16 protein-coding genes are annotated in these 19,657 nt (G+C 69.7%); 6 read left to right on the top strand and 10 right to left on the bottom strand.

From position 1 onward, the window contains the following. Positions 1 to 781 precede the first annotated feature (781 nt). The 3 genes from ASD38_RS03045 to ASD38_RS03035 all read left to right on the top strand — a co-directional run bounded on the left by ASD38_RS03045 (position 782) and on the right by ASD38_RS03035 (position 3,702). Entirely contained in the window at positions 782 to 1,552 is a 771-nt protein-coding gene (locus tag ASD38_RS03045) for a sulfite exporter TauE/SafE family protein (protein WP_056457466.1), read from the top strand. 82 nt (positions 1,553 to 1,634) lie between these two features. Beyond that, entirely contained in the window at positions 1,635 to 2,360 is a 726-nt protein-coding gene (trhA, locus tag ASD38_RS03040; protein WP_056436048.1) for a PAQR family membrane homeostasis protein TrhA, read from the top strand. Between the two features lie 22 nt (positions 2,361 to 2,382). Further along, on the top strand, positions 2,383 to 3,702 hold the full coding sequence (locus tag ASD38_RS03035) for a patatin-like phospholipase family protein (protein WP_056457463.1): 1,320 nt from the start codon (positions 2,383 to 2,385) through the stop codon (positions 3,700 to 3,702). Here ASD38_RS03035 and ASD38_RS03030 read toward each other — a convergent pair. The 10 genes from ASD38_RS03030 to ASD38_RS02985 form a co-directional block, all read right to left on the bottom strand. Beyond that, positions 3,692 to 4,024: a hypothetical protein gene (locus tag ASD38_RS03030; RefSeq protein ID WP_056436050.1), complete on the bottom strand. Its 333-nt coding sequence runs from the start codon at positions 4,022 to 4,024 to the stop codon at positions 3,692 to 3,694. The genes ASD38_RS03035 and ASD38_RS03030 overlap by 11 nt on opposite strands. A 109-nt stretch (positions 4,025 to 4,133) precedes the next feature. Beyond that, on the bottom strand, positions 4,134 to 5,093 hold the full coding sequence (locus ASD38_RS03025) for a lipid A-modifier LpxR family protein (protein WP_235523744.1): 960 nt from the start codon (positions 5,091 to 5,093) through the stop codon (positions 4,134 to 4,136). Positions 5,094 to 5,303: 210 nt separating this feature from the next. Beyond that, positions 5,304 to 7,187: a ribonucleoside-diphosphate reductase subunit alpha gene (locus ASD38_RS03020; RefSeq protein WP_156390538.1), complete on the bottom strand. Its 1,884-nt coding sequence runs from the start codon at positions 7,185 to 7,187 to the stop codon at positions 5,304 to 5,306. Between the two features lie 504 nt (positions 7,188 to 7,691). Continuing rightward, positions 7,692 to 8,879: an OmpA family protein gene (locus tag ASD38_RS24850; RefSeq protein ID WP_056436056.1), complete on the bottom strand. Its 1,188-nt coding sequence runs from the start codon at positions 8,877 to 8,879 to the stop codon at positions 7,692 to 7,694. 329 nt (positions 8,880 to 9,208) lie between these two features. Beyond that, positions 9,209 to 10,369: an ABC transporter permease gene (locus tag ASD38_RS03010; protein WP_056457457.1), complete on the bottom strand. Its 1,161-nt coding sequence runs from the start codon at positions 10,367 to 10,369 to the stop codon at positions 9,209 to 9,211. Then, positions 10,366 to 11,322, bottom strand: coding sequence for an ABC transporter ATP-binding protein (locus tag ASD38_RS03005; RefSeq protein ID WP_056436063.1), 957 nt, complete (start codon positions 11,320 to 11,322; stop codon positions 10,366 to 10,368). The genes ASD38_RS03010 and ASD38_RS03005 overlap by 4 nt, the downstream gene beginning before the upstream one ends. Further along, positions 11,319 to 12,305, bottom strand: a complete 987-nt coding sequence (locus ASD38_RS03000; protein ID WP_056457454.1) for an HlyD family secretion protein — start codon at positions 12,303 to 12,305, stop codon at positions 11,319 to 11,321. The genes ASD38_RS03005 and ASD38_RS03000 overlap by 4 nt, the downstream gene beginning before the upstream one ends. After that, the gene (locus tag ASD38_RS02995) at positions 12,302 to 12,946 is read right to left on the bottom strand and encodes a TetR/AcrR family transcriptional regulator (RefSeq protein WP_056436069.1); all 645 of its coding nucleotides are present in this window, start codon (positions 12,944 to 12,946) and stop codon (positions 12,302 to 12,304) included. Before ASD38_RS02995 ends, ASD38_RS03000 begins: the two co-directional genes overlap by 4 nt. A 228-nt stretch (positions 12,947 to 13,174) precedes the next feature. Then, positions 13,175 to 14,947: a cation:proton antiporter domain-containing protein gene (locus ASD38_RS02990; RefSeq protein ID WP_056457452.1), complete on the bottom strand. Its 1,773-nt coding sequence runs from the start codon at positions 14,945 to 14,947 to the stop codon at positions 13,175 to 13,177. Positions 14,948 to 14,999: 52 nt separating this feature from the next. Next, positions 15,000 to 15,263, bottom strand: a complete 264-nt coding sequence (locus ASD38_RS02985) for a helix-turn-helix transcriptional regulator (protein ID WP_056436322.1) — start codon at positions 15,261 to 15,263, stop codon at positions 15,000 to 15,002. A 71-nt stretch (positions 15,264 to 15,334) separates the two neighbouring features. Here ASD38_RS02985 and ybaL point away from each other — a divergent pair, with 71 nt between their 5' ends. From ybaL to ASD38_RS02970, 3 genes are all read left to right on the top strand, one after another. Next, positions 15,335 to 16,987, top strand: a complete 1,653-nt coding sequence (ybaL, locus tag ASD38_RS02980) for a YbaL family putative K(+) efflux transporter (RefSeq protein WP_056457449.1) — start codon at positions 15,335 to 15,337, stop codon at positions 16,985 to 16,987. A 138-nt stretch (positions 16,988 to 17,125) separates the two neighbouring features. Continuing rightward, complete coding sequence (locus ASD38_RS02975) at positions 17,126 to 17,515, top strand: DUF2946 family protein (protein WP_056436078.1); 390 nt, start codon at positions 17,126 to 17,128, stop codon at positions 17,513 to 17,515. A 71-nt stretch (positions 17,516 to 17,586) separates the two neighbouring features. Continuing rightward, a complete protein-coding gene (locus ASD38_RS02970; RefSeq protein ID WP_056457446.1) occupies positions 17,587 to 19,653 on the top strand; it encodes a TonB-dependent receptor family protein in 2,067 nt (688 codons plus the stop codon). Positions 19,654 to 19,657: the final 4 nt, after the last annotated feature.

Raw genomic sequence — 19,657 nt, 5'->3', positions numbered from 1 at the left:
CCGACTCAGCAGCCCCCCACCCGACCCTGGCGCTGCCAGGGCACCCTCCCCGCGAGGGGGAGGGAAGGGGTTTATGCTTGGCGCATAGCCAACAAACCCCCACGATTTCAACGCGATAAACTTTCTCGACCCGATTTGGTCCTCACCCTCCCAATCGCCCGTATCCTGATCCCACCTCGACGCAAGGAAAGGGCGCATGGCCAGCGACCGATGCGGCGGCGGGGGCGATCGAGCGGGAAGCTTTGTCGGCGGCGGGATCCGCGTGCGTAGGGATCTTGTCAAACCTCTCGTCTCCAGGGCCGGCCGGGCATGGAACACAGAAACGGCGTGGCGTGAGGGCTGACCTAGCAGCAGGCGGGCTGTGACAGGCTCGCGGTCCGGGACCGGGTTTCGTTGACCTGGGTCGGAGGCTTCAAGGCGGCGAGGCCCTAACAAAGGCTCAGCGTCGCGGGCTTCCGGATAACGACCGCGCGGAGCGATCGGGCTTCGTCGAAACGGTAACAACTCAAACACTCCGGACGGTGTCCGGCGCTCCGCGACCCTTTCCATCCGCTCAGCGAGAGATCGCGTGAGAACGAGAGATCGTGCCCGCGAACACTTGCCCCCACCTGACCGCTTCGCGGTCTGTCCGCCCCCGCAGGGGGCGGAGGACGCGCGCGGCGCCGACGGCGGAACCTCTTCCCCCTCTGGGGGAAGACGACCGCGAAGCGGTCCGTAGGGGGCAAGCGGTCGCCGCACCGCCCCCTTGGGAAATCGCCCATGATCCTGCTAAGCAGCGCCCATGCTGACCGATCCCCTGTTCTACGCCGTCGCCATTCCCGCGGTGATCCTGCTGGGCCTGGCCAAGGGCGGGTTCGCCGGGATCGGGGTGGTGGCGGTGCCGATGATGGCCCTGGTCATCTCGCCGGTGCTGGCCGCGGCGATCACCCTGCCGATCCTGCTGGCCCAGGACGTCGTCAGCGTCTGGTCGTTCCGCAAGACCTGGGACAAGGGCCTGCTGATCCTGATGCTGCCGGCGGCGGCGGTCGGGATCTTCCTGGGCTGGCTGCTGGCGGCGCGGGTCTCCGTCGCGGCGGTCGAGCTGTCGATCGGCCTGATCTCCATCGCCTTTTCGCTGCAGCGGCTGTGGGTCGAGCGGGCGGTCAAGGTCGCCCAGGTGATCGAGGCCGGCCCGGCCAGGCCATGGCTGGGCGCCCTGTGCGGCGCGGTGGCCGGCTTCACCAGTCAGGTCGCCCACGCCGGCGGCCCGCCGTTCCAGATCTACGTGCTGCCCCGCCGCCTGCCGCGCGACGTGTTCATCGGCACCAGCGCCATCTTCTTCGCGGTCGTCAACTGGATGAAGGTGCCGGCCTATATCGCCCTGGGCCAGTTCACGCCCCAGGTGCTGACCACGGCGGCCGTGCTGCTGCCCCTGGCCCTGGCCTCGACCTGGGCCGGGGTGTGGCTGGTGCGCCGCGTGCCGGCCGAGGGCTTCTACCGGGTCATCTACGTGCTGCTGATCGCGGTCGGCGCCAAGCTGGCCTGGGACGGGGCGCACGGCCTGCTGGGCTGACCGAAATATGCGCCGACGGCCCTATCCCAGCCACGATGATCGGCGTTTATATGTCATCAATTGCGCGTACAGTGGGCGGGCCATGACAGAGACTTCCAGCATCGTCGCGACGGCGACCCAGACCCAGGTTCCGGCGACCAATCCAACCGGTGTTCCGGCCACGCACTATCCGACGCCCGGCGCCAAGTGCGCCGACCTGGTGGTGCACCTGGCCGGCCTGGCCTGCGCCCTGCTGGGCGGCGGCATCCTGCTGGGCCTGGCGTTCGGCCTGGGCTCGCTGAGCCAGGTGGCGGCCATCGGCGTCTACACGGTCGGCCTGATCACCATGCTGTCGCTGTCGACCGCCTACAACTTCTCCAAGGCCCGCTGGCGCCCGCTGCTGCGCCGCTTCGACCACGCCGGCATCTTCATCATGATCGCCGCGTCCTACACCCCCTTCACCACCCAGAACCTGCACGGCTGGTGGGCGATCGGCATGACCACGGCCGTCTGGTCGGTGGCCGGGATCGGCGTGGCCGCCAAGCTGTTCCTGCCGGGCCTGGACAAGCGCTTCTGGGTCGGCCTCTACCTGGCCCTGGGCTGGCTGGTCCTGGTGGCCGTCAAGCCGATGATCGCCGGCATGGGCTGGGTGGCCCTGCTGCTTTTGGCGATCGGCGGCGTGATCTATTCGACGGGTACGGTGTTCTACCTGATGAAGCGGCTGAAGTTCCGGCGGGCGATCTGGCACGGTCACGTGATCGGCGGCGCCGGCCTGCACTACGCCGCCGTGCTGGTCGGGGTGGTCCTGACCTCGAGCGGACACCCCTGACCTAGTGTAAGTTGGACGCGCCTTGAACACCCCGCCGGATTCCAAAAAGACCGTCCAGACCTTCTTCCGGGATCGCACGACGAACGGCCAGCGCGGCAAGCGTTTGCCTGCGCCGCCGAGCCAGCACGACAGCCAGGTCGAGGCGGTCGGCTTTCCGGGCGTGCGGCTCAGCGTCGACGAGGCCGACGAGGCCCTGCGCAACGTCGCCGATCGCCTGGCCCCGCTGCGGCCGTTGCTGGGCGCGAGCGACTTCAACATCCTGGCCCTGTCGGGCGGCGCGGCGGGCGGCGCCTTCGGGGCCGGGGCCCTGGTCGGCCTGACCAAGGCCGGGGCGCGGCCCGAGTTCGCCATCGTCACCGGGGTCAGCACCGGCGCCCTGATCGCGCCCTTCGCCTTCCTGGGCCCGGCCTGGGACGACCGCCTCGCCGACGCCTATGTCGGCGGCCACGCCGCCGACCTGCTCAGCTTCAAGCGCCTGGGCCCGACCCTGGGCCCGAGCCTTTTCCGGGGCGACTCCCTGGACAGCCTGGTCGCGCTGTTCATCGACCTGGAGATGATCCAGGCCGTGGCCCGCGAGCACGCCCGCGGCCGTCGCCTGCTGATCGCCACCACCAATCTGGACACCCAGAAGGCCACGATCTGGGACATGGGGGCGATCGCCGCCCAGGGCGACGAGGCGGCCCTGCGGCTGTTCCGCGACGTGCTGGTGGCCTCGGCCACCCTGCCCGGCCTGTTTCCGCCCAAACTGATCGACGTCGAGGCTCCGGACGGCGAAGGCGGCATGGCGCGCTATCAGGAAATGCACGCCGACGGCGGCATCGCCGCGCCGCTGTTCCTGATGCCCGACGCCCTGCTGCGCTGGCGCGAGCTGGGCCAGCGCCTGCGGCGCGGCCGGGTCTATGTGATCTTCAACACCGTGCTCGACCCCTCGCCCCGCACCACGGCGCCGGGCGTGACCTCGATCATGGGCCGCAGCTTCGAGACCATGCTGCGGTTCTCGTACCGCCAGGCCCTGAGCGTCGCGGCCGGATTCTGCGCCCGCCACAACCTGCCGCTCTGGTCGGCCTCGATCCCGACCGACTTCGAGAACTTCAACATGATGAAGTTCGAGACCGCGCTGATGAAACGGACCTTCGACGACGCCGAGGCCTTGGCGATCAGCGGCCGGCTGTGGTCCAGCGCCATCCCGACGCCCGAGCCCCTGTGGCGCGGCCTGTTCAAGCGCCCGCCGTCGACGCGGGGCCGGACGGTCAAGGATCCCATCCTCGCGCCGGCCGCGGCGCTGGCCCCGACGGACGTGGGGGCCGGCAAGGGGCCAGACCTGGAAGAGCCTATTTCTTGAGGTAGCGGGCGCGCAGCTTGTCGACGTTCGGCGGCTCGGCGCGGAAGTCCGACGCCAGGCCCAGGCGGGCGTTGCAGGACGGGCAGCGCACCGAGTCCTCGTCGGCCAACTCGGTCGGCGGATCGAAGCGCGTGCCGCACGGCTTGCACTTGAAGTCGCCGGTCGCCGGCGGCGCGGGCGGCGGTTCCGGCGCCTTCACCACCACGCGCTTGTGGCCGGCCGGACGCGGGATGCGCTCGAGCGGCGGCGGGCCGCCCGGCGCGGCGACGCCGCTCTTCAGGCTCAGGATCTTGCGGGGGCGAGGGGGCTCGCTATCGCTCATGGCGCTTGGTGGCTCGGATGAGGGGCCCGGGTGCAGGCGGTACGGGCGCTAGCTGCATGATCTGAGCCCGAAACTCAAGCGCCGAGCACATCGCGCCGGCGGGGACAGTCTACCAGTGCGGCCTCAGGCTGAACGAAAAGGCCAGCATTTCGTCCTTCTGGGTGGCCATGCCCATGATCTGGTCCTTGGCCCTGATCTTGCGGTGCACATAGCCGAACGAGGCCTGCATCGGACCCTTGCGCCAGGCCACGCCGGCCTGGCCGTCGCCGACCAGCTTGCTGCTGGCGTCGGAGCTGACGCCGGCCCCGCTCCAGTCGCCTTCACTGCCGTGCAGCATGTTCAGGCCGACGGCCTGGCCGCTGGCGGCGGCGAACAGATACCAGCGTCCACGGTCGCCGAACTGGCGTCCGTCGCTGACGCCCAGCGAATCGACGACCTGGTCGCCCATCTTCTTGCCGAACCGCACGGTGGCGCCCGCCTCGGCCGAGCCGCCGGCTCCGCCGAAACCCAGGCCGGCGTGCGGCGTGACGTCGAGAGCGTATTTGCCGGCGCCCACCGACACGGCGGCCGGCCAGCCGCGGGTCACCGTGACGTCGACCTCGCGGTCCTCGAAACTGTCCTCGTCAGGTCGAACCAGGGCCAGGGGCCGGGTCTGGCCGGCCTGCGCGACGCTGGCCACCGAGACGCGGACCGAATCGACGGCGTGCTCGCCCTCGCCGACCACGACGGCGTTGGACCGGTAGCTGACCGCGCCGCGGCCCTCGTAATAGCGGTTGGTGTCGAGCAGGGCGGCGTCGCCGTAGGCGCCGGCGGGCGACAGCGCGAAGCTGGGATCGTTGGCGCGCTCGGCCTTGGCGACGGGGGCTCCGGCGAAGCCGACGGAAGCGGCGGGGACGGGGCGCTGGGCGCGGAGACCGAAGTCGAGCGGCGAGGCGGCGCGCATGTCGACGACGAAGCTGGGCGGGGCCTTGCGGGGGGCGGTGGACGCCCTATCTGGAGTGCTGGACGATTTGGCGGGCCGGGTCGGCTGGGCCTGCGCCGTGGCGATGGCCAGGACGCTCAGACCCACTCCCGTTACAAATGCGGTGCAAGCACGCATTCCAGTCCCCAGAACCCTTCCCCACGGAGAGCCTACTCGGAATTCGAATGGCGTCCATGGGACAAAACCCCACGTCATCAACATTTCGCACTGGGTATGGTTCCCGACGTGAAAACGGCGCCGCGGAGGCCCGCGACGCCGTCTAACTTCAGGAATTGTTAAGGTTTTGGGCCGGTCGATCTACTGGCAGGCCAGGCATTCGTCGTAGTCGGTCTTGGTCGGGACGTCGAAGCCGTTGGCCGGGCCCGCCACCGCGACGTCGGAACCGGCGTAGGACGCCCGTTGCACCGACTTGGAGCGCAGGTAGTACAGCGACTTCACGCCGCGCTCCCAGGCCTGCCAGTGCAGCATGTGCAGGTCCCACTTGTCGACGTCGCCGGGCAGGAAGATGTTCACCGACTGGCTCTGGCAGACTTCCGGCGTGCGGTCGGCGGCCAGCTCGACCACCCAGCGCTGGTCCAGTTCGAAGGCGGTCTTGTAGACGTCCTTGTCGTCCTGGCTGAGGAAGTCCAGGTGCTGGACCGAGCCCTCGTTCTCCAGGATCGAACCCCAGACCGCGTCGGTGTTCTGGCCCTTCTCCTCGAGCAGCTTCTCCAGGTAGGGGTTCTTCACCGCGAACGAGCCCGACAGGGTCTTGTGCGTGTAGATGTTGGCCGGGATCGGCTCGATGCCGGCCGAGGTGCCGCCGCAGATGATCGAAATCGACGCGGTCGGGGCGATGGCCAGCTTGTGCGAGAAGCGCTCCATCGAGCCGCGATCGGCGGCGTCCGGGCACGGCCCCTTCTCCTCGCCGATCGAGATCGACGCCTTGTCGGCCTCGCGGCGCAGGTGCTTGAACATCCGCATGTTCCAGCTCTTGGCCAGGGCGCTCTCGAACGGCACGTTCTGGCTCTGCAGGAAGCTGTGGAAGCCCATCAGGCCCAGGCCCACCGAACGCTCGCGCATGGCGGCGTAGGCGGCGGTCGAGGCGGCGTCCGGCGCGCGGTCGATGAAGTCCTGCAGGACGTTGTCGAGGAAGCGCATGATGTCCTCGATGAACATCGGGTGGTCGCGCCACTCCAGGAAGGTCTCGGCGTTCACCGACGACAGGCAGCAGACGGCGGTGCGGTCGTTGCCCAGGTGATCGACGCCGGTGTGCAGCATGATCTCGCTGCACAGGTTCGACTGGCGAACCTTCAGGCCCAGCTCTTGCTGGTGCTTGGGCATGGCGCGGTTCACGGTGTCGGAGAAGATCAGGTAGGGCTCGCCGGTCTGCAGGCGCAGCTCCAGGACCTTCTGCCACAGGGCGCGGGCGTCGACCTCGCGCAGGACTTCGTTGGTCTTGGGCGAGCGCAGGCCGAACTTGTGGCCGTCGCGCACGGCGTGCATGAACTCGTCGGTGATCGAGATGCCGTGGTGCAGGTTCAGGGACTTGCGGTTGAAGTCGCCCGACGCCTTGCGGATTTCCAGGAACTCTTCGATTTCCGGGTGGTGGATGTCCAGATAGACGGCCGCCGAACCGCGGCGCAGGCTGCCTTGGCTGATCGCCAGGGTCAGGCTGTCCATCACGCGGATGAAGGGGATGATGCCGCTGGTCTGGCCCTGGCCCTTGACCTTCTCGCCGATCGACCGGACGCCGCCCCAGTAGGTGCCGATGCCGCCGCCGTTGGCCGCCAGCCAGACGTTCTCGTTCCAGACGCCCAGGATGCCGTCCAGGCTGTCGCTGACGGCGTTCAGGAAGCAGCTGATCGGCAGGCCGCGCTCGGCGCCGCCGTTGCTCAGCACCGGGGTCGACGGCATGAACCACAGCTGGCTCATGTAGTCGTAGACGCGCTGGGCATGGTCGGCGTCGTCGGCGAAGGCCGTCGAGACGCGGGCGAACATGTCCTGGTACGACTCGCCCGGCAGCAGATAGCGGTCTTCCAGGGTGGTCTTGCCGAAATCGGTCAGCAGGGCGTCGCGCGAGCGGTCGACCTCGACCTTGCGCACCAGCGCCAGCTTGGGACGTTCAGAGGTCCGCATGCCTCCGGTGCGAGCCTGGGGGAGTGCCGTCGTCTTCGCCGCTTCACTGCCGGTCATGATCAAAAATCCATAATCAATCAGCGTGTTCCGGAAAAGGGAACGTCCCGTCCAGCCGCTACATCTTGTGGCCGAGGAGCCCCCTCAGCCCACATATGGGGCCACAGTGGCTAATGACTCGTCAACGATGAGATGCGCCTCGCGGGCGAGTTTTTTCTTAACAAGCTGTGAACGAACAACGGTGTGCGGGAAGATGCTGCGCATCATCAACGGGTTGCACGGCCAAGACAAACGCCGCCGTGACACCCTGTCGCGGGCCACAAAGAAGTGATCCGGCGGCGGAGCGGATTGCGCGGAAAAGCACTTGCCTGCGCCAGGCTCCCAGCGGGCGGGCGATCCGACGCCCACGGCGCGTTTTTCGCTCCGTGGGCGAACCCAGAATCGAGCCCGGCGGCCAGCCCTCCGTCACGCCGCGTATCGCGGCGCGCCATCTCCCCGCTTCGCGAGGGCGGAAAAGAAAAGGGCCCGGCGTCGCCGCCGGGCCCTCAACCTTAGTGCCTGATCGCGATCTTAGAAGTTGATCGAGATCGTGGAACGGCGGTTCAGCGGTTCCTTCACACCATCGCCGGTGGCGACGGCGGGGGCGCTTTCACCCTTCCAGTCAACGGCCAGGGTGTCGGCGGCGACACCGGCGCCGACCAGGGCGTCAGCCACGGCCTTCGCACGACGCTCCGAGAGCTTGGCGTTGTACTTCGGCGAACCCGAGGTGTCGGTGTGACCGACAACCACCAGCTTGGTGGCGTGACCCGAGGTCGCGTAGTTCGCGGCTTCCGAAACCACCGACTGGGCTTCCGGCGTCAGGACGTACTGATCGAACGGGAAGTAGACGATGAACTCGCGAGCCTCATACGCCGGCGGAGGCGGCGGGGGAGGCGGCGGGGGCGGAGGCGGCGGGGGCGGAGGAGGAGGCGGCGGCGGCGGCGGGGGCGGCGGCGGCGGCGAAGCGAAGGAGTACCGCAGACCGACGGTCAGCGATTGATCCTTGTACTGGCCGGAGAACGCGCCGGCGTTCAGCGTCGACGAACCCGAGGTCTGCCAGGTGTGCTCCTGGGTGGCGAACCAGCGATAGGTCACGTCGACCTTCAGCTTGTCGGTCGCCTTGATCGAGGCGCCGGCGATGGCTTGCCACGCGACGGCGATGTCATCGTCGTCGGCGGTCAGGTTCTGGATGGCGGGGCTGGTCGGCACGCCGCTGAACTGACCCAGTGCGCTGACGTCCAGACGGTTGATGCCGAGACCGGCGCCCACGTACGGATTGATCCACGAGTCCGGCATGAAATCATACAGGACGTTGACCATCAGCGACCAGGAGTCGATCGAGCCCGACGGGCCGCCGCAGGTCGGAGCGGCCACGGTGCGGGTCACGCCGGGCGTGCAGAGCGCGATCGGCTGCTGGCGAACCGGGTTGCCGCGAACGGTGGTCAGGTCGCCGGGGCGGTAGCCGCCTTCGACTTCGGCGCGCCAGTTCGGGTTGAACTGGTAGCCGAGGCGAACGAAACCGGCCCAGTCTTCATCGGTCGACCAGGTCCAGTGATAGCGCGCGCCGTCCGGAGCGTTCAGATCCGATTCGGTGGTGATGCCCTCGGGCCAGTGGTAGCCAAGATCGACCGCGCCGTACCAGCCGGTCTCTTGGGCCGAAGCGGCGCCAGCGGCGAATACCGCGGCCAAAGCCACTCCCGCCAGGAGTTGGAGTTTCATATCAAGAGCCCTCTATTGCCCTGCACCGGCCGAGACCGACCGAGCATTGTTATACCAAGGCGCACGATCCGCGAAAGTGTCAGCTGAGCAACACCCGTCAGGTTTCGGCGTCCCCTTAGAGAAGACGCCGCGAACACATGACCGCCCCCCGCAAAATCAACTTCCGAGCGTATCGGCTGACTGTCCCGGAAAAAGCGCCAGCATAGTACCGGTTCGCACGTGAATCCGCGCGGCGCAAGGCCTTGCGAGCGTTTTGCGACCCGCGAACGTGTAAAAATGTCGCAGCCGTGCAGGAACTCCACAGTAAACGGCGGCGGGCGCCGGCTACCTCAGTCCAGGGTCCGTCGGTAGCGCGACATAGCCGCGGCGGCGATCGCCACGACAAATACCGCCAGGGCGGCAAGACTGGCCCACAGGTCCTCAACACCCAGCCCTTTGAGTAATGAGCCGCGCACCACCCGCAGGAAGTGGGTCACGGGAATCACGCTGCCCAGCGCCTGGGCCCAGGCCGGCATGCCCCGGAACGGGAACATGAAGCCCGACAGCAGGATCGACGGCAGGATGTAGAAGAACGACATCTGCACGGCCTGCAGCTGGTTGCGGGCCACCGTCGAGATCAGGAAGCCCAGCGACAGCGACCCGAGGATGAACAGCACCACCCCCACCGCCAGGGCGTCCCAGCCGCCGGCCATGGGCACCGAGAACAGCACCCGGGCCAGAATCAGGATGACCAGGGTCTGGATCAGGCCGACCACCACATAGGGCGACAGCTTGCCGATCATCACCTCGATCGGCTTGGCGGGGGTGGCCAGCAGGCTCTCCATGGTGCCGCGCTCGTATTCGCGGGTCATGCCCAGCGAGGTCATCATCACCAGGGTCAGCGACAGCACCACGCCCAGCAGGCCGGGCACGATGTTGTAGGCGGTGATGGCCTCGGGATTGTAGCGCCGGTGGATCACCACCTCGAACGGATCCCGGCCGGCCCCTATGCTGGAAGACGGGGCCACCGCCCCGACCAGGTCGCGCGACAGCGCCGTACGCGGAAGATTGGCCAGGGCCGCGATCGCCCCGCCGGTGGCGGCCGGGTCGGAGGCGTCGGCCTCGACCAGGATCTGGGCCTGGTCGCCGCGCACCACCCGCCGGGTGAAGTCGGCGGGGATCGTCAGGGCGAACTGCACCTCGCCCCGGGCGATCGCCTGGTCCAGCTCCTCGGGAGAGGCGGCCTCGCGGACGATCTTGAAATAGCCGTTGTGCGCCAGGGCCGAGAGCGCGGAGCGGGCCATCGGCCCGTGATCCTGGACCAGCACCGCCGTGGGCAGATCGCGCGGATCGCTGTTGATGGCGTAGCCGAACAGCATCAGCTGGACGATCGGCATGACCAGGATCATCGCATAGGTCAGCCGATCGCGGGTGAGCTGGATGAACTCCTTGGTCAGCACCGCCAGGATGCGGTTCAGGGACAGGCCCCGATCGGAGGAGGCGGCGCTCATTGAAAGTTGTCCCGCGACGTCGCCATCAGCTGGATGAACACGTCCTCCAGGGTCGGCGAGACCTCGGTCCAGACAAACGGCGGCTTGCGGTAGGGGGCGATGGCGGCCTCCAGCGCCGCGCGGTCCTGGCCGCTGACGTGCAGGGCGGCGCCGAACGGCGCGGCCATGGCCACGCCCGGGGCCTTGGCCAGCTCGCGGCCCAGGCGGTCGGCGCCGGGCCCCTCGGCGCGGAAGGTCGTCAGGCCCGACTGGCCGATCACCGCGTCCAGGGTCCCGCGCGCCATCAGCTTGCCGTAGGCGATGTAGGCGATGTCGTGGCAGCGCTCGGCCTCGTCCATGTAGTGGGTCGAGACCATCACGGTCAGGCCCTCGGCCGACAGGGCGTGGATCTCGTCCCAGAACTCGCGCCGCGCCTGGGGGTCGACCCCGGCGGTGGGCTCGTCCAGCAGCAGCAGGCGCGGCGCGTGCAGCACGCAGGACGCCAGGGCCAGGCGCTGCTTCCAGCCGCCCGAGAGGCTCCCCGCCAACTGCTTCTGGCGATTGGCCAGGCCCAGCCGCTCCAGGGCCTCGTCCACCCGCGCGCGCCGCCGGTCCAGGCCGTAGATCCGGGCCGTGAAGTCGAGATTCTCGCGGATCGACAGGTCCTCGTAGAGCGAGAACTTCTGGGTCATGTAGCCGGTCTGGCGCTTGATCTCGTTGGCGTGGCGCCGGAAGTCCAGCCCCAGCACGGTTCCCTCGCCGGCGTCGGGGGTCAACAGGCCGCACAGCATGCGCAGGGTGGTGGTCTTGCCCGAGCCGTTGGGGCCCAGGAAGCCGGTGATCTTGCCCACGCCCACCTGGATCGACAGATCCTGGACCACGTGCTTGTCGCCGTACGACTTGTTCAGGCCGTGCACGTCGACGGCCAGCTCGCCGGCCGCGTCGTCAACGGGCTTGGCGAGGACCGCGCTCACTTGGCCGCGCCCCTCAGCGGGACCACGTCGACCGGCAGGCCAGGCGGCAGGTCGGCCGGATGGTCCGGCAGGGCCTCGACCAGGAACACCAGCCGGTCGCGGGCGTCGCGGCTGTAGATCACCGGCGGGGTGAACTCGGCCCGTGGGCTGACGAAATTGATCCGCGCGCCGAGGCCGCTCTCGCAGCCGTCGCAGCTGAACGCGATCCGGGCGCCCGGCCGATAGAGCGCGACCTCGGCCTGGGGCACGTAGAAGCGCAGCCGCACCCGGTCGTCGGCCAGCAGGACCACCACCGGCTGGTTGGCCGCCACCCATTCGCCGGGCTGGTAGAAGACGTCCTGCACCCGGGCGGCCGCCGGAGCCCTGGGGCTGATCTGATCCAGGCGGTCCTGGGCGACCGTCAACTGGTCGCGGGCCGCGGCGGCCTGGCTCTCGGCGGCGCGGATCGCGTCCGGCCGCGCGCCCAGCGTGCCGACCCGGCGCTGCTGCTCGACGGTCCGGACATTGGCCTGGGCGGTCTTCAGCGCGGCCCGGGCCTGGTCGAGGCGGGCGGGCGCGTAGATGCCCTTGGCGGCCAAGGGCGCGATGCGGTTGTAGTCGGCCTGGGCCTCGGCCAGGGCGGCGGCGGCGGCGGCGCGCTGGGCGTCGTAGACCGCCAGCTCGTCCGGCCGCTGGCCCTTGGCGGCGTCCCGCGCCTGGCTCTGGGCGGCGGCGGCCTGGGACGCGGCCTGGTCGCGGGCGGCCACCAGCTGGGCGGCGTCCAGGGCGAACAGCGGCTGGCCGACGGCCACGCGCTGGCCGCGCCGCACCGACACCGTGCTGACCGGGCCGGCCACGGACGCCCCGACATAAAGCGTCTCGCCCTCGACATAGCCCGACAGCCGCCGGGGATGGGCCGAGCCCGGCCCCCAGATCCGCCAGGCGACGAACCCGACCAGAAGGGCCGCCGCGACGGCCAGCACGATGCGAACCTGAGGCTTCATGCGCGCCCCTCCCCCGTTTCGACCAGCATCCCCCGGAGCGCCACCTCGGCGTGCTGGGCCAGCAAGGCCTTCAGATCGACCGGCTTGACCCCGATCGGCACGAACACCTCGCGCCACAACACGCCCAGCAGCAGCGGCCCCGCCAGGCTGAACACATAGAGCTGGGGATCGCCGGGCCGCACCTCGCCGCGCGCCTGGGCGGCCGCCACCGCCCCGCTCATCGCGCCCAGCATCACCGAGACCACGTCCTCGTGCCAGACCTTGGCCAGCTCCGGGAAGTTGCGCGACTCGCCGATCACCATCTTGGCCACCGCCCCTAGCCGGCCCTCGGTCATCACCTCGGCGATGCGGGCGAAGACCAGGCGGATCAGGTCGGCGAACGGCAGCGGGCTCTGGCCGATGAAGCCGGCGACGGCCTGCAGGTTCGGGGCGATGGTCTCGCGCACCACCGCCCGGAACAGGTCCTGCTTGGTTTCGAAATAGAGATAGAGCGCGCCCTTGGAGACCCCGGCCCGGGCGGCGATGTCGTCCAGCCGCGCGGCCGCGAAGCCCTTCTCGGAGAACACGACCAGCGCCGCGGCGATGATCTCGCCGGGCCGGGCCTCGCTGCGTCGTCGCCACTTGGGCTGGCCGGGCTGCACGGGGTCTCTCGATATATAACTGACGGGTCAGTTATATACTTATCCACGGAGCGCGCAACCCTCTCCCGGAGGGGAGAGGGAGGGACCCGACCGCGAAGCGGTTGGGAGGGTGAGGGGTGAAGGCGGCTGACGGCGTGCCGGCACGACGGCGAGGAGCGTCACCCCTCATCCTCCCACGCCTACGGCGCGGGCCCCTCCTTCTCCCCTCCGGGAGAAGGTGTTCGCGGGTTAGCCCCGTCCCGCGTCCCGCAGCCTCTTGCGCTTGCCGCCCAGGGCGTCCGGCCGGTTCAGCACCTTGCGGTATTCGTCGCGGCGTTCGTGGATCGAGGCGATGACCAGGCCCATGGGCACGCCGATGTCGACCAGCACCGCTTCGGACAGCTGCAGCGAGGCCTCGATGGTCTCGGGCACGGCGTCGGTGGCGCCCAGCTCGTAGAGGCGGGCGGCGTGGCGGGCGTCGCGAGCCCGGGCGACGATGGTCAGGTCGGGACGATGGCCGCGGGCGGTGGCCACCACCGCCTCGGCGGCTTCCGGGGAGTCCATGGTCACGACCACGGCGCGGGCGTGATCCAGGCCGCAGCGCTCGAGCAGCTCCACCCGCGCGGCGTCGCCGAAATAGACCCGGTGACCGGCGCGGCGGCCCTGCTGGACGAAGCTGGGATCGCGGTCGATGGCGATCCAGGGCAGATCGTGGCGGTCCAGCATGTCGCCGACCAGCCGGCCGACCCGGCCGTAGCCGACCACCAGCACCCGGCCCGCCGGCTCCTCGCTGTGGAGGCCCACCAGATCGGGCGCTTCCTCGATCGGCGGCGCCGCCTTCTTGGCCAGGCGCCCGCCGATCCCCGACAGCGTCGGGATCAGGAACATGGTCAGGGTCGCGGCCACCAACACCGCCTGGCCGACCTGGTCGGAGACCACGCTGGCGGCCATGGCGTTGTCCAGGATCACGAAGGCGAACTCACCGCCCGCCGCCAGGGTCAGGGCGGCCTCGATCGACGCGCGGTTCGACAGGCCGAACAGCCGGCCCAGGCCCATGATCATCACGCCCTTGACGAGCAGCAGTCCGACGGCGACGCCCAGCACCAGGCCCGGCGTGGCGACCAGCAGCGACAGGTCCAGCCGGATGCCCAGCGAGACGAAGAACAGGCTGAGCAGCAGGCCCTTGAAGGGCTCGATCTTGACCTCGACCTCGTGGCGATACTCGGTCTCGGCCAGCAGGATGCCGGCCACGAAGGCGCCCAGGGCCATCGACAGGCCCGACAGCGACGCCACCAGCCCCGCGCCGATGATCACCAGCAGGCAGGCGGCCATGAACATCTCTTCGCTCTTGGCCTTGGCGACCGAGCGCATCATCGGCCGCAGGGCCAGGCGGCCGAACAGCACGATGATCCCCAGGCCGACCACCGCCGGGCCCAGGGCCAGCAGGTCGCTCAGGTTGAACACCCCGTCGCCCCGGCCCAGGATCGCCAGGGTGATCAGGATCGGGGCCACCGCCAGGTCCTGGAACAGCAGCACCGAGAAGGTCGCCCGCCCGCCCTCGGCGTGCAGACGCTTGCGCTCGACCAGCACCGGCACGGCGATGGCGGTTGACGACAGGGTCAGGGCCGCGCCGATGGCCAGGGCCGCGACCGGCTGCTGGCCCAGGGCCATGGCGACGCCGCCCAGGGCCAGCGAGCAGCCGATCATCTGCAGGGCGCCCAGGCCGAAGACCAGCTTGCGCATCAGCCGCAGCCGCTCCCACGACAGCTCCAGCCCGATCATGAACAGCAGGAACACCACCCCGAACTCGGCCAGCTGGGCGATTTCCTGGGGGTTGTCGACGGTGACGTAGTCGAGCCAGGGCCACCGATGGCTCAGCGCGCCCAGGCCAAACGGCCCCAGGATCACGCCGGCGATCAGGAAGCCGAGAATGGGGTTCATCTTCAGCCGCTTGAACAGCGGCGCGACGATGCCCGCCGTGGCCAGGAACAGCACCAGATCCTTGTAGTCCGCGGGCGACATCGCATGGTCCACGTGGTCGGGTCTCCTTTGAAGGACGCCAGCCAGGAAGGGGCTAACTGGCCTGTTTCAGTCTCACACCGGCGCCGGCCTCGGCGCCGTGATCGTTTCCGGGCGGGATCAACGCCACGCCGCCGGTCTCCAGCGCGTCGATCAGCAGGCGTTCGGTGCTATGGTGCAGGGCGTGGCGCTCGGTCTCGAAATCCTTGACCGTGCTGCGCGAGACCCCGGCCCGATCGGCCAGGTCGCCCTGCGACCAGCCCAGCAGGCCGCGCGCGCCCCGGCACTGGGCCGGCAGGAGAATTTTTGCGTGGGGCATCTGGCGCTCCCGGGCATCGTCACCCATATTGGTTGAGTACGCCCGAAAATGTTGACCGTCAAGGAGAGCCTTTGCACCACACCTCGTTGATCGCCACCATCGTCGCCGGCCTGGGCCTGGCCTTCGTGTTCGGCGCCGTCGCCAACCGCCTGAAGCTGCCCGTGCTGGTCGGCTACCTGGTGGCCGGCGTGGTCGTCGGACCGTTCACGCCCGGCTACGTGGCCGATCAGGAGCTGGCGCCGCAGCTGGCCGAGATCGGGGTGATCCTGCTGATGTTCGGGGTGGGGCTGCACTTCTCGGTCAAGGACCTGCTGGCGGTGCGCAAGATCGCCATCCCCGGCGCCGTCGTGCAGATCCTGGCGGCCACCGCCATGGGCGTGGGCCTGGCCCACCTGCTGGGCTGGACGCTGGGGGCGGGGGTCGTGTTCGGCCTGGCGCTGTCGGTGGCCTCGACCGTGGTGCTGCTGCGGGCCCTGCAGGAGCGGCGGCTGATCGAGACCGACCGCGGCCGCATCGCCGTCGGCTGGCTGATCGTCGAGGACCTGGCCATGGTGCTGGCCCTGGTGCTGCTGCCGGCCCTGTCGGGGATGCTCGGCGGCGAGGCCCCGCCGCCGGGCCCCGGCGGCGTCGCCGGCGCCTTCGCGATCACCATCGGCAAGGTCGCCGCCTTCGTGGCCCTGATGCTGATCGTCGGGCGGCGGGTGATCCCGTGGATCCTGCACCGCATCGCCCACACCGGCTCGCGCGAGCTGTTCCGCCTGGCGGTGCTGGCCATTGCTCTAGGAGTCGCGTTCGGCTCGGCGGCGCTGTTCGGCGTGTCGTTCGCCCTGGGGGCCTTCTTCGCCGGCATGATCATGGCCGAGAGCGAGCTTTCCCAGCAGGCCGCCAACGAGACCCTGCCGCTGCGCGACGCCTTCGCCGTGCTGTTCTTCGTGTCGATCGGCATGCTGTTCAACTGGTCGGTGATCCTGCGCGAGCCCCTGGCCGTGCTGGCCACCCTGGCCATCATCGTGATCGGCAAGTCGGTGGCGGCCTGGCTGATCGTCGTGGCCTTCAAGCGCCCGCAGAGCGTGGCCCTGACCATCTCGGCCAGCCTGGCCCAGATCGGCGAGTTCTCGTTCATCCTGGCGGGGCTGGGCGTGTCGCTGAAGCTGCTGCCCAAGGACGGCCAGGACCTGATCCTGGCCGGGGCCATCCTGTCGATCCTGATCAACCCGCTGCTGTTCGTGGTGCTGGACAAGATCCTGCCCAAGCTGATCGGTCGGACGGGCGAGCCCGTGGCCCCGGCGATCGCCGCCCAGCCCCACGGCGTGCTGGTCGGCTACGGCCGGGTCGGCAAGGCCGTGGCCGAGGGCCTGAAAGGCCGCATGCCGCTCGTCGTGATCGAAGACGAAAGCGAACGCGCCGACGAACTGCGGGCCGGCGGCTTTGACGTGCTGCAAGGCAACGCCGTGCGCCCCGAGGTGCTGCTCAAGGCCGGACTGGCCGAGGCCACCCACCTGTTCGTCGCCGTGCCCAGCCCGTTCGAGGCCGCCCGGATCATCGAGCAGGCCCGCGCCGCCAACCCGGCGGTCAAGATCATCGCCCGCGCCTATACCGACGCCGACGTCGCTCTGCTGACCCAGATGGGCGCCACCCACGCCCTGATCGGCGAGCAGGAGATCGCGCGCGGCATGCTGGCCCTGGCGCCGAAGCGGGCGGCGCCGGCGGTTTCGGTGCACTAGGGTCGGGGACATGCACGTGTGCGTGTCCCCACCGAACCTCCGAGCCTGGAAATGGGGACACGCACAAGTGCATGTCCCCGGCCGCACACAGCGGCCGCATTGACCAAAAGCCCGCCAGCGCCTACTTCCCGCCCCATCATGAGCCCCCGCCGCGCCCAGACCCGGACGACCTGGCCCATCGCCCTGCTGGCGATGCTGGCCCTGCTGGTCCAGGCCCTGATCCCGGCCGCGGCCATGGCCCATGACGCCGCCGGCCAGTCGGTGGTGATCTGCACCGCCGACGGCGCCAAGGCCGTGCAGGTGGCCGGAGACGTGATCGGCAAGCCGAAACCCGCCAAGGGCTTCGCCGGACTGCCCTGCGCCCAGTGCGTGGCCGTCAGCCTGGCGGTCACCACCCCGCCCGACATCGCCGTCGCCCCGGTGCTCTACAGCGCCCGCATCGAGACCGCGCCCCGCGCCGCCCTGACCGGCGTCGCCCTGGCCCGCGCCCCGCCGCGCCCGCCCGGACAGGGACCGCCGACCGCCTGATCGCCTGACACCTTCATCCGCGCGCCCGGCCGCCGGCCGACGCGCGTCGTCATGCTTTCGGGGCTATCTCCATGTCAAAATCCTTCCGCCGGGGCCTGATGGCCGGCGCCGCCTTCTGCCTGTCGTCCTCCGCCGCCTTCGCCGCGCCAGAGGCCGTCGATACCGACCAGCGCGCCATCGTCGACTCGGTCATCGTCACCGCCCGCCCCGATCCCGAGGATCCGCCGGTCGTGGCGGCCGCCCGCAAGCGTCTGTCGGAAACCCCCGGCGGCGTCTCGGTGATCTCCCAGGAGAGCTACATCAGCCGCGAGGCCCTGGCCCTGGACGACATGCTGCGCGACGCCCCGGGCGTCTACGCCCAGCGCAAGTGGGGCGGGGATGCGCGCATCTCCATTCGCGGCTCGGGGATCGGCAACGCCAACCACAATCGCGGCCTGCTGCTGGCCCAGGACGGCGTGCCGCTGAACGAGGCCGACGGCTACGGCGACAGCCAGATCGCCGACCCGCTGAACACCCGCTACGCCGAGGTCTATCGCGGCGGCAACGCCCTGCGCTTCGGCGGGGCCCTGCTGGGCGGGGCGATCAACATGGTCACCCCCACGGGCAAGGACGCCGGGTTCGAGAGCCAGGTCCGCATCGACGGCGGCGCGTTCGGCCTGCTGCGTGAGCATCTCGCCCTGGCCCGCCGGTCCGGCGACTGGGACGTCTACGCCGCCGCCACCAACCAGACCAGCCAGGGCTGGCGCTCGCAGAGCCAGCAGAACATCCAGTTCGGAAGCCTGAACATCGGGCGCTCCTTCGGCCAGGACCGTGAGGTGCGGTTCATCGTCAACGGATCCAACATCAACCAGGAGATCCCGGGCGCCCTGACCCTGGCCCAGTTCCAAACCGATCCCCACCAGACCGCCGCCGCCAACGCCAACGGCGACCAGGGCCGCAACCAGCGCGGCCTGCGCGGCTCGCTGGCCACGACATGGCGGCTGAGCGACGATCTCGTCTTCCAGGGCGCGGTCTATGCGGTGTGGAAGGACCTGGACCACCCGATCTTCCAGGTCATCGACCAGCAAAGCCGCAACTACGGCGCCTTCGGCCGCTTCGACTGGGACGGTCAAGTCGGTGGCAAGAAGGCTGACGCCTTCTTCGGCGCCTGGCGCCGCACCGGCGATCTGGACTCCAACTTCTACGTCAATGTTCGCGGGGCCCGCGGCGCGCCGACCTCGCGCACCCAGCAGAACGCGGACGCTTTCGAGGTCTTCGGCGAGGGCCGCCTGTTCGTCACCGAGCACCTGGCCCTGGTGGCCGGCGCCACCTGGGGCCAGGCCGACCGCGACTATGTCAGCTTCGCGGTTCCGGGCGTCTCCACGACCTTCAACCTGACCGCCTCGAAGACCTACAACTGGGTCTCCCCGCGCATCGGCCTGCTGTGGCAGGACGACAACGGCTCTCAGGTGTTCGCCAACATCACCCGCTCGGTCGAGCCGCCGAACCTGGGCTCGATGTCGCCGACCAACACCGGCTTTACGCCGGTCGCGGCCCAGGACGCCTGGACCGGCGAGGTCGGCGCGCGCGGCCATCGCGGCCCGTTCACCTACGACGTCACCCTGTACCGCGCCGACCTGAACAAGGAGATGCTGCAGTACACGGTGAACGCGTCGATCCCGGCCTCGACCTTCAACGCCGACAAGACGATCCACCAGGGCGTCGAGGCGGCGCTCGACTGGGCGGCGGCCCCGCGCTGGCGCATCCGCCAGACCTGGACCTATTCCGACTTCCGCTTCGACGGCGACGTCCAGTACGGCGACAACCGCCTGCCGATCGTGCCCAGGAACGTCTACCGTTCGGAAGTCCGCTACGACGATCCGCGCGGCTGGTTCGTGGCCCCGTCGGTCGAATGGTCGGCCGCCGACCCGTGGATCGACTACGCCAACACCAAAAAGGCGCCGGGCTACGCGATCCTGAACCTCAACGCCGGCTGGAAGGTCAGCGACCAGGTGTCGCTGTTCCTCGACGCGCGAAACCTGGCCGACAAGGCCTATGTGTCCAACACCCAGGCCGCCGTGACCTGGACCCCCGCGACCGCCACGCTCTGGCCGGGTGACGGCCGGTCGGTGTTCGGCGGCGTCACGGTCGATTTCTGAGGGA

The organism is Caulobacter sp. Root487D2Y, from assembly GCF_001427165.1.
Classification (GTDB): Bacteria; Pseudomonadota; Alphaproteobacteria; order Caulobacterales; family Caulobacteraceae; genus Caulobacter.
Note: the sequence above shows the minus strand (reverse complement) of the source record. Positions and strands in the feature narration are given on the sequence as shown.

What these genes read in the sequence shown, in the direction of transcription:
- ASD38_RS03045 (WP_056457466.1), top strand. Translation starts at nt 782, where the DNA reads ATGCTGACCGATCCCCTGTTCTACGCCGTCGCCATTCCCGCGGTGATC.
- trhA (WP_056436048.1), top strand. Translation starts at nt 1,635, where the DNA reads ATGACAGAGACTTCCAGCATCGTCGCGACGGCGACCCAGACCCAGGTT.
- ASD38_RS03030 (WP_056436050.1), bottom strand. Translation starts at nt 4,024, where the DNA reads ATGAGCGATAGCGAGCCCCCTCGCCCCCGCAAGATCCTGAGCCTGAAG.
- ASD38_RS24850 (WP_056436056.1), bottom strand. Translation starts at nt 8,879, where the DNA reads ATGAAACTCCAACTCCTGGCGGGAGTGGCTTTGGCCGCGGTATTCGCC.
- ASD38_RS03010 (WP_056457457.1), bottom strand. Translation starts at nt 10,369, where the DNA reads ATGAGCGCCGCCTCCTCCGATCGGGGCCTGTCCCTGAACCGCATCCTG.
- ASD38_RS03000 (WP_056457454.1), bottom strand. Translation starts at nt 12,305, where the DNA reads ATGAAGCCTCAGGTTCGCATCGTGCTGGCCGTCGCGGCGGCCCTTCTG.
- ASD38_RS02990 (WP_056457452.1), bottom strand. Translation starts at nt 14,947, where the DNA reads ATGTCGCCCGCGGACTACAAGGATCTGGTGCTGTTCCTGGCCACGGCG.
- ASD38_RS02985 (WP_056436322.1), bottom strand. Translation starts at nt 15,263, where the DNA reads ATGCCCCACGCAAAAATTCTCCTGCCGGCCCAGTGCCGGGGCGCGCGC.
- ASD38_RS02975 (WP_056436078.1), top strand. Translation starts at nt 17,126, where the DNA reads ATGAGCCCCCGCCGCGCCCAGACCCGGACGACCTGGCCCATCGCCCTG.
- ASD38_RS02970 (WP_056457446.1), top strand. Translation starts at nt 17,587, where the DNA reads ATGTCAAAATCCTTCCGCCGGGGCCTGATGGCCGGCGCCGCCTTCTGC.